Below are 8,861 nucleotides of genomic sequence, written 5' to 3' on the forward strand. Positions count from 1 at the left end.
CATGCCTCCCCGGGATTTCGACCTTGACATCCAGGCGATCCGCAGGCGGCTGGAGCGGGAGGGCTGGCGCCTGCGCCCCTCCAAGGGACCGCCCGACATCTTCGTCCTGCCCGGAGGTCCGAACGTGGCCGTTCCTCGCGGTCGGGGAGACTTGTCGCCCGGAACGGCTCGCGCGATCGCGCGGAACGCCGGATGGCTCGAAGGGAGTTGACGTGCCGTGACCGCCTATATCGGCATTCTGGAGAAGGAGGCCAACACGCTCTGGGGCGTGTGGTTTCCAGACCTGCCCGGCTGCATCGCGGCGACCGAGACGGCGGACGAAACCCTCGCGCAGGCCGGCGAGGCGCTCGCGCAGTGGCTCGATCTCGCGCGGGAGGACGGCGTCGCGCCCCGTGCACCGCGCACCATCGAGGACCTCAAGGAGGACCGGGAGTTCGCCGAGGCCCTCGCAGCCGGTCATGCGGCAGTGGTGATCCGGCCGCCCGCGGACGAACTCGGGCTCGACGAGACCCAGTTGCGGGCCGTCGATGCGGCGGCCGAGCGCCGCGGCCTGTCCCGGACGGCTCTGGTCCGGGAGCTCGTTCTGAACCAGATCGCCGGGTGAGAGGCATCGGGACGAACGAAACCGCTGCCAATCCCGGACGACCCCGTGCCCAGACATCCCCCGATCGTGCTCGACGCCGTCCTCGCCGCCCGCGCACCCGCAGCGGAGCCCTCCGCCCGATGACCCTCCTGATCACCAACGCCCGCCTCCTCGACCCGGCCAGCGGCCGCGATGGCCCCGGCGCCGTCCTGATCCGCGACGGCCGCATCGCCGACGTCCACTGGGGGGCTGCCCCGCCCCCGCCCGACGCCGCCGAGGTGATCGACGGGGGCGGACACGTGCTCGCGCCCGGCCTCACGGACCTGCGCGCCTTCGTGGGCGAGCCGGGAGCCGAGCACCGCGAGACGCTGGCGAGCGCGAGCGCGGCCGCGGCGGCGGGCGGCGTCACCACCCTCGTGTGCATGCCCGACACCAACCCGGTGATCGACGGGCCGGCCATCGTCGACTTCGTCCTGCGCCGCGCCCGCGACACCGCGAGCGTCAACGTGCTGCCGGCCGCCGCCATCACCAAGGGGCTCGCCGGGCGCGAGATGACCGAGTTCGGCCTGCTCGCCGAGGCCGGGGCGGTCGCGTTCACGGACGGGCTGCGGGCGGTGACGAACGCCCAGGTGATGCGCCGCGCCCTCACCTATGCCCGCGACTTCGGCGCGCTCCTGATGCAGCACGTCGAGGAGCCGGACCTCGTCGGCGACGGGGTGATGAACGAGGGCGAGATGGCCTCGCGGCTCGGCCTGCACGGCATTCCGCGGGAGGCCGAGACGATCCTTCTGGAGCGCGACATCCGCCTCGTGCGCCTGACCCGGGCGCGCTACCACGCGGCGATGATCTCCTGCGCCGACTCGGTCGAGATCGTGCGGCGGGCCAAGGAGGCCGGCCTGCCCGTCACCTGCGGCGTCTCGATCAACAACCTCGTGCTCAACGAGAACGACATCGGCCACTACCGCACCTTCTGCAAGCTCTCCCCGCCGCTGCGGGACGAGGCGGACCGGCAGGCCGTGGTGGCGGCGCTGAACGAGGGCGTCATCGACGTCGTCGTCTCGGACCACAACCCGCAGGACGTCGAGACCAAGCGCCTGCCCTTCGCGGAGGCGGCGGACGGCGCGCTCGGCATCGAGACGCTGCTGGCGGCGGCCCTGCGCCTCGTCCATGCGGGCGACGTCGCCCTGCCGCGCCTGCTGGCCGCCCTCTCCACCGCACCGGCGAACCTCCTCGGGCGCGAGGGCGGCCGCCTCGCCGCCGGCGCGCCCGCCGACCTCGTGCTGTTCGATCCCGACGAGCCCTACGTGCTCGACAAGCGGCGCCTGAAATCCCGCTCCAAGAACTCGCCCTTCGACGAGGCGCGGCTGCAGGGGCGCGCCCTCCTCACCCTGGTCGCGGGACGCATCGCCCACCGGCACGAGGCCGACGCCTGATGGACACCGCCCTCCTCGCCGCCGCGCTCGTCCTCGGCTACCTGCTCGGCTCGATCCCGTTCGGGCTGATCCTCACGCGCGTCGCCGGGCTCGGCGACGTGCGGGCGATCGGCTCGGGCAACATCGGCGCCACCAACGTGCTGCGCACCGGCCGCAAGGGGCTCGCGGCCGCGACCCTCCTGGGCGATGCCCTGAAGGGCACCGCCGCCGTGCTCATCGCCGGCCGGTTCGGCGTCCCCGACGCCGCCCTGGCGGCGGGGCTCGGCGCCTTCCTTGGCCACCTCTTCCCGGTCTGGCTCGGCTTCAAGGGCGGCAAGGGTGTGGCGACCTTCATCGGCGTGCTGCTCGGCCTCGCGCCCGTCGCGGTCCTGGCCTTCGCGGCGATCTGGCTCGGCCTCGCCGTCCTGCTGCGCTACTCCTCGGCCTCGGCGCTCGCCGCGAGCGCCGCCACGCCCCTGGTCCTCTGGGGCCTGGGCCAGGGCCGCGTCGCCCTCCTGTTCGTGATCCTGGCGCTGCTGCTATGGTGGAAGCACACGCCCAACATCCGCCGGCTGATGGACGGCACGGAGGGGCGGATCGGACAGAAGGGCTGAGACAATCTCGGCTCCTGCCGCAAGGTGAGCGGGGAAAAGGAGCGGGGTCTTGAAACTCAGCGATGCGCAGCGCCTCGACTGGCTGCGCCTGATCCGCTCGGAGGGCGTCGGGCCGCGCACCTTCCGGGGTCTCGTGAACCGCTTCGGGGGCGCGGGCGCGGCCCTCGACGCGCTGCCGGACCTGGCGCGCCGGCGCGGCCGGCCGATCAAGGTGGTGGGCAAGCGCGAGGCCGAGCGCGAGATCGCCGCCGCCTCGCGCCTCGGCGTGCGCTTCGTGGCGATGGGCGAGGCGGACTACCCGACCCCGCTCCAGGCCACCGACGATGCGCCGCCGCTCCTCGCCGTGCGGGGCGAGGCGGCGGTCCTCGGCCGGGCGGCCGTCGCCATCGTGGGCTCGCGCAACGCCTCGGCGGCGGGCCTCACCTTCGCCGAGCGCCTCGCCCACGGGCTCGGCGCCGAGGGGCTGGCGATCGTCTCGGGCCTCGCCCGGGGCATCGATGCGCGGGTGCACGCGGCCTCGCTCGCCAGCGGCACCGTCGCGGTGCTGGCCGGCGGGCACGACCGGATCTATCCGCCCGAGCATCAGGATCTCGCCGCGCGCATCCTCGATCACGGCGGGGCGCTCCTCGCCGAGATGCCGCTCGGCTGGGAGCCGCGCGGGCGGGATTTCCCGCGCCGCAACCGGATTATCTCGGGGCTCTGCCTCGGCACGATCGTGGTCGAGGCGGCGCGCCGCTCGGGCTCGCTCATCACCGCGCGCTTCGCGCTGGAGCAGGGGCGCGAGGTGTTCGCCGTGCCGGGCTCGCCGCTCGACCCGCGGGCGGAGGGCACCAACGACCTCATCCGCCAGGGCGCCACCCTCTGCGCCGATCCGGAGCACGTGCTCGCGGTGCTGCGCCCCCTCCTCGCCGAGGGACCGCCCCCCGAGGGCGCGCAGGACGGCGAACGGCCGGAGCCGCCCGCCCTCTACTGGGACGAGACCGACTTCTTCGCCCCCGCCGCGGCGCCCGAGCCCGCGGGCTTCGCGGAGGCCGCGGAGCCGCCCCGGCCGGCCCCGGATGCGCCCCGGCCGGCCGACGACCGGGCGCGCCTCCTCGCGCTTCTCGGCCCCGCCCCGGTCCAGGCGGACGCGCTGGCGCGCCAAGCCGGGCTGCCGGCGCGGACGGTGCAGGGCCTCCTGCTCGAACTCGAACTCGACGGCCTCGTGGCGGTCCACGGCGGCGGGACCGTCTCACGCCTCTGACGCGTCGGGGTCGAGGCTCGCCAGCACGTCGAGGCAGCCCTGAAGGATGTAGGCCGCCGCGAGCTTGTCCACGAGTTCGCCCCGCCGCGCCCGCGAGGCATCCGCGTCGAGAAGCGTGCGGGTCACCGCCGCGGTGGAGAGCCGCTCGTCCCACAGCAGCACCGGCAGGGGAAGGATCGGCGCGAGGTTGCGCACGAAGGCGCGGGTCGACTGCGCCCGCGGCCCCTCGCTGCCGTCCATGTTGAGCGGCAGCCCGATCACCAGCCCGCCGACGCCGTGGCGTCCGGCGATGCCGGCGAGCGCCTGCGCGTCGGCCGTGAACTTCACCCGCCGGATCGTCTCCAGCGGCGAGGCGATGCGCCGCCCCACATCCGAGAGCGCGAGCCCGATCGTCTTCGTGCCGAGATCGAGCCCGAGCAGGCGCGATGCTCCGCCGAGGCGTTGCGCGAAGACCGCGGCCGCCTCCCGGTTCACGGGCGCGCCCCGCGCTTTAGGTAGGCCTTGTCCATCCGGGAGACCCTCTCATGCGCATCACGTGGTACGGGCATTCGACCTTCCGCCTCGATTTCGGGTCGAACCACGTCCTGATCGATCCGTTCTTCACCGGCAACCCGGCCTTCGAGGGTGGGGATGCGGGCCGGGCGAAGGCCAGCGACGGCATCACCCACATCCTGATCACCCACGGCCACGGCGACCACGTGGGCGACGTCGTGGCGATCGCCGGCGAGACCGGCGCCAAGGTGGTGACCAACTACGACCTCTGCATGTGGCTCTCGTCGAAGGGCGTCACGAATTTCGATCCGATGAACACCGGGGGCACCACCGACCAGGGCGGCTTCCGGGTCACGCTGGTGCGCGCCGACCACTCGGCCGGCATGAGCGAGGCCGGGGTCACCGTGCCGCTCGGCCTGCCGAACGGGATCGTGGTGCGCGCGCCGAACGAGCCCACGGTCTACCACATGGGCGACACCGACATCTTCGGCGACATGGCGCTGATCCAGGAGATCTACCGGCCCGACGTCCTGATGGTGCCGATCGGCGACCGCTTCACCATGGGGGCGGAGACCGCGGCGCTGGCCGTGCGCAAGTTCTTCACGCCGAAGGCCGTGATCCCCTGCCATTACGGCTCGTTCCCGATCATCGCCCAGACCGCCGACGCCTTCGTGGCGGCGCTCGACGGCAGTGGCGTGCAGGTGGTGGTGCCGCACAAGGGCACGGCCGTGACGCTGAGCTGAGCGGCCTCGGCAAGCGGGCGGTCGGCCGGTCGGCGCGGGGGTTAGGGTTAACGGGAGGTTGACGTGGCGGGTCCGGCCCGGGAGCGTTACCAAATCGTTACCCACCATCGTCCGGTCCGAGGCCGCCGTGATCCTCACGTTCCACGCCACGCAGCCCCATCCGGTCACGGTCGGAGGCGAAACCTGGATCACCGTCGATCTCGACGGCGCGCTCTCGCCCCTGCGAGGACCGCTGCCGGGACGGCTCGCGGCTTTCGGGGCACCCGCGCCGGCCGGTCGCCAGCGGGTGCCCCAGAGCGCCTTCGTGGCCATCGTCCGCCGCGCCGCGGTGCGGCCCGCCAACCGGGCGACGCCCCGCGTGCGGCGGGAGCGGGTCCCGGCCGGCGCCTTCGTGCCGGTCACCCCCGCCCCGAGCCCGCCGGGTCCCCGGCCGCACCCGATCCGGGCCGGGCGCGCGCCGATCGTGCTGTCGCCGCCGACGCGCCGGCGCATGCCGCGGCGCCACAAGCTGATGCTGGCCCTCGCCGTGGAGGTGCTGTTCGTCGGCGCCGCGCGGGCGCGCCAGCAATACCGGCCGCCCGCGGTGCTGATCGAGGAGCCGGTCGATCCCGACAACGCGATCGCGCTGAATGGGGGAGCGCAGACGATCGCACTGGCCCGGAACGGCAGGCGGACCTGACCGGTCGGCCGCGTCCCGGCGTTGCGGCCGCGCGAAGGCGGGTGCTATAGCGCCCGGCGGCAGGCTCCCTCGGGGCCGCCCTCTCCATCGCAGCGGGGTTCCATGTCGGTCGACGCGCAGACGGTCCGGCGCATCGCGCATCTGGCGCGCATCGCGGTGAGCGACGCGGAGGTCCCGCCGCTCCAGGACGAACTCAACGCGATCCTGGCCTTCGTCGAGCAGCTCGGGACGGTCGACGTCTCGGGTGTCGAGCCGATGACCTCGGTCACCCCGATGGCGATGAAGAGCCGCGAGGACGCGGTCACGGATGGCGGCTACGCCCGCGAGATCGTGTTCAACGCGCCGCTCACCGAGGACAACTACTTCCTGGTGCCGAAGGTCGTCGAATAGGCGGGCGGGAGCGGACTCCGCGGCGCGGAGACCGGCCCGTCGCGCCATGCGGCACCCTTTTGACGCCCTGATGCGCCTGTGCGGCGGGGATCACGGACTTGAGCACGAACGACCTGACCGAACTCACCCTGGCGGAGGCCCGCGACGGCCTGCGCGGCAAGGCCTTCTCGGCCCGCGAGATCGCGCAGGCGCATATCGACGCCGTGGCGCAGGCCCGCGCGCTCAACGCCTACCTGGTCGAGACGCCCGAGCGGGCGCTGGCCATGGCCGAGGTGGCCGACGCCAAGATCGCCAAGGGCGAGGCCCGTCCCCTCGAAGGGCTGCCGCTCGGCATCAAGGATCTGTTCTGCACCCACGACGTGCCGACCACCGCGGGATCGCGGATCCTCGAAGGCTTCCGGCCGCACTACGAATCCACCGTCAGCCACAACCTGTGGCGGGACGGCGCCGTGATGCTGGGCAAGCTCAACCTCGACGAGTTCGCGATGGGCTCCTCGAACGAGACCAGCGCCTACGGCCCGGTGGTCTCGCCCTGGCGCCGCCGGGATTCCGAGGCGCCGCTGGTGCCGGGCGGCTCGTCGGGCGGCTCTGCCGCCGCCGTGGCGGCGCGCCTGTGCCTCGGCGCCACCGCCACCGACACCGGCGGCTCGATCCGTCAGCCCGCGGCCTTCACCGGGACGGTGGGCATCAAGCCGACCTACGGGCGCTGCTCGCGCTGGGGCATCGTCGCCTTCGCCTCCTCCCTCGACCAGGCCGGGCCGATCACCCGCACGGTGCGGGACGCGGCGATCATGCTGGCCTCGATGGCCGGGCACGACCCCAAGGACACCACCTCGGTGGACCTGCCGGTGCCCGACTTCGAGGCGGCGGCGGGGCGCGGGGTCAGGGGCCTGACCATCGGCCTTCCCAAGGAGTATCGGGTCGACGGCATGCCGGCCGAGATCGAGCGGCTCTGGCAGCAGGGCGCCGAGTGGCTGCGCGCGGCGGGCGCCCGCGTGGTCGAGGTGTCGCTGCCGCACACCCGCTACGCCCTGCCCGCCTACTACATCGTGGCACCGGCCGAGGCCTCCTCGAACCTCGCCCGCTACGACGGCGTGCGCTACGGCCTGCGGGTGCCGGCCAAGGACATCGTCGGCATGTACGAGCAGACCCGCGCCGCCGGGTTCGGCCGCGAGGTCAAGCGGCGCGTCATGATCGGCACCTACGTGCTCTCGGCGGGCTACTACGACGCCTATTACGTGCGTGCGCAGAAGATCCGCACCCTGATCAAGCGCGACTTCGAGACCGTCTACGCGAACGGCGTCGACGCGATCCTCACGCCGGCCACGCCCTCGGCCGCCTTCGGCATCGGCGAGAAGCAGAATGCCGACCCGGTCGAGATGTACCTCAACGACGTCTTCACCGTGACGGTGAACATGGCGGGCCTGCCCGGCATCGCCGTGCCGGCCGGCCTGGACGCACAGGGGCTGCCGCTCGGGCTCCAGCTGATCGGCCGCCCCTTCGACGAGGAGACGCTGTTCGCCGCCGGGCAGGTGATCGAGGATGCGGCCGGCCGGGTGGCCCTGCCCCGGGCTTGGTGGCGCTGAGCCGCCAAGCTCTCAGCATCGGCCTTCTGCGACGGCTCCCCGCATCGTCGCCGCACCGGATCGCCGGCGCGCGATGCGCTCTCCGCCCGGCCTCAGGCCCGGCCGACCACGATGGTGGAGTCGAGGAGGCTGAACACGATGCCGGCCTCCTGCAGGGCCGCGATGGCGGCCCGACGGCTGCGCGAGGCCGGACCCTCGATCCCCTCGTCGAGGCGCCGGACGGTGGACAGCGACAGGCCGCTGGCCTTGGCGAGGTCGGCCATCGACCAGTCGAGGAGTGCGCGCGCAGCCCGCAGATGATGGCCCTCGATACAGGCTCCCAGATCCCGACGGGGCGACGGGGCGACCGCTCCGGTTCGGGGTGAGGCCGGCTCGTCGCGGGCGGCCGTGAAGTATCCGTCGAGCCGGCGTTCCAGGGCGGCGCCGAAACCCGTCATCGGGGCGTCCTCCGCCTCCTGGCCGGCGGGGCGCGGGGCGAAGACGCGCATCACCTCCTCCAGGACGGCCTCGGGGGATGACCGCATGGTGACGAGCGCCGCCTCGCCGTCCGCGTCCGGTCCAGCCACGCTCGCCGCGGACAGCGTCCTGATATGGTCGATCAGGGCGCGCTTGCGCTGCTCCTCGGCCCGCACCGACCGGGCGAGCTGCTCCCGGTCGGTGACGTCGAGCACGATCCCCGCGGCGGCCCGCGGTCGCCCGTCATCGGACACGAAGATCTCGCTGCGGCCGAGCAGGATGCGCATCGACCCGTCGGGGCGGATGACCCGGACGGTCCGGTCGCGCAGGGACCCCTCCTGCATCACCTGCGCGCTCGTCTCGATCTCATGCCGGTCGTCCGGATGCACGAGGCTGAGATAGAGGTCGTAGCTCGCACGCGTGGTGCTGGGGTCGAGCCCGAGCAGGCGGAAGTAGCCGGGGGACCACACGAGCTCGTTGGTCGCGAAGGTCCAGCCCCAGGTCCCGGTGAGGCCGACGCCTTCCAGCAGCCTCAGAAAAAGGCCGGGCTCCTCACCCTGGAGCGGCACCTGGAGGATGAGCGCAACGCCGCCTACGCGGCGGTGATGGCGACCCTCGGCGGTACGGAGTGGCGCGGCGTCCTGATCGACCTCGTGGCGTGGC

At 73.4% G+C, this 8,861-nt stretch carries 11 protein-coding genes; 9 read left to right on the forward strand and 2 right to left on the reverse strand.

Annotated elements, in window-relative coordinates:
- The first annotated feature begins 1 nt into the window (after position 1).
- The 5 genes from MFF61_RS34060 to dprA all read left to right on the forward strand — a co-directional run bounded on the left by MFF61_RS34060 (position 2) and on the right by dprA (position 3,852).
- Complete coding sequence (locus tag MFF61_RS34060) at positions 2-211, forward strand: type II toxin-antitoxin system HicA family toxin (RefSeq protein WP_353960060.1); 210 nt, start codon at positions 2-4, stop codon at positions 209-211.
- Between the two features lie 6 nt (positions 212-217).
- A complete protein-coding gene (locus MFF61_RS19865; protein ID WP_238237312.1) occupies positions 218-604 on the forward strand; it encodes a type II toxin-antitoxin system HicB family antitoxin in 387 nt (128 codons plus the stop codon).
- Positions 605-723: 119 nt separating this feature from the next.
- On the forward strand, positions 724-2,016 hold the full coding sequence (locus MFF61_RS19870) for a dihydroorotase (RefSeq protein WP_238237314.1): 1,293 nt from the start codon (positions 724-726) through the stop codon (positions 2,014-2,016).
- Positions 2,016-2,609 carry a glycerol-3-phosphate 1-O-acyltransferase PlsY gene (plsY, locus tag MFF61_RS19875; RefSeq protein ID WP_238237315.1) on the forward strand — a complete coding sequence of 198 codons (594 nt, stop codon included), beginning with the start codon at positions 2,016-2,018 and terminating at the stop codon, positions 2,607-2,609. The genes MFF61_RS19870 and plsY overlap by 1 nt, the downstream gene beginning before the upstream one ends.
- Before the next feature lie 49 nt (positions 2,610-2,658).
- Positions 2,659-3,852, forward strand: a complete 1,194-nt coding sequence (dprA, locus tag MFF61_RS19880; protein WP_238237321.1) for a DNA-processing protein DprA — start codon at positions 2,659-2,661, stop codon at positions 3,850-3,852.
- On the opposite strand, the gene ruvX is transcribed toward dprA, so the two are convergent.
- Complete coding sequence (ruvX, locus tag MFF61_RS19885; RefSeq protein ID WP_238237323.1) at positions 3,841-4,326, reverse strand: Holliday junction resolvase RuvX; 486 nt, start codon at positions 4,324-4,326, stop codon at positions 3,841-3,843. The genes dprA and ruvX overlap by 12 nt on opposite strands.
- A gap of 50 nt (positions 4,327-4,376) precedes the next feature.
- On the opposite strand from ruvX, the gene MFF61_RS19890 reads away from it, so the two are divergent.
- The 4 genes from MFF61_RS19890 (at position 4,377) to gatA (ending at position 7,742) form a co-directional block, all read left to right on the forward strand.
- On the forward strand, positions 4,377-5,087 hold the full coding sequence (locus tag MFF61_RS19890; protein WP_238237325.1) for a metal-dependent hydrolase: 711 nt from the start codon (positions 4,377-4,379) through the stop codon (positions 5,085-5,087).
- A gap of 127 nt (positions 5,088-5,214) precedes the next feature.
- On the forward strand, positions 5,215-5,766 hold the full coding sequence (locus MFF61_RS19895; RefSeq protein ID WP_238237327.1) for a hypothetical protein: 552 nt from the start codon (positions 5,215-5,217) through the stop codon (positions 5,764-5,766).
- Between the two features lie 102 nt (positions 5,767-5,868).
- On the forward strand, positions 5,869-6,156 hold the full coding sequence (gene gatC / locus MFF61_RS19900) for an Asp-tRNA(Asn)/Glu-tRNA(Gln) amidotransferase subunit GatC (RefSeq protein ID WP_238237330.1): 288 nt from the start codon (positions 5,869-5,871) through the stop codon (positions 6,154-6,156).
- Positions 6,157-6,254: 98 nt separating this feature from the next.
- On the forward strand, positions 6,255-7,742 hold the full coding sequence (gene gatA / locus MFF61_RS19905; RefSeq protein WP_238237333.1) for an Asp-tRNA(Asn)/Glu-tRNA(Gln) amidotransferase subunit GatA: 1,488 nt from the start codon (positions 6,255-6,257) through the stop codon (positions 7,740-7,742).
- Positions 7,743-7,834: 92 nt separating this feature from the next.
- Here gatA and MFF61_RS19910 read toward each other — a convergent pair.
- Positions 7,835-8,861 (reverse strand): PAS domain-containing protein (locus MFF61_RS19910; protein ID WP_238237336.1); only part of this gene is annotated, 1,027 nt, incomplete at its 5' end.

This window comes from Methylobacterium isbiliense, from assembly GCF_022179325.1.
In the GTDB taxonomy this organism is placed as follows: Bacteria; Pseudomonadota; Alphaproteobacteria; order Rhizobiales; family Beijerinckiaceae; genus Methylobacterium; species Methylobacterium isbiliense.

Coding starts and splice junctions, on each gene's coding strand:
- MFF61_RS34060 (WP_353960060.1), top strand. CDS start 2: ATGCCTCCCCGGGATTTCGACCTTGACATCCAGGCGATCCGCAGGCGG.
- MFF61_RS19870 (WP_238237314.1), top strand. CDS start 724: ATGACCCTCCTGATCACCAACGCCCGCCTCCTCGACCCGGCCAGCGGC.
- plsY (WP_238237315.1), top strand. CDS start 2,016: ATGGACACCGCCCTCCTCGCCGCCGCGCTCGTCCTCGGCTACCTGCTC.
- MFF61_RS19890 (WP_238237325.1), top strand. CDS start 4,377: ATGCGCATCACGTGGTACGGGCATTCGACCTTCCGCCTCGATTTCGGG.
- gatC (WP_238237330.1), top strand. CDS start 5,869: ATGTCGGTCGACGCGCAGACGGTCCGGCGCATCGCGCATCTGGCGCGC.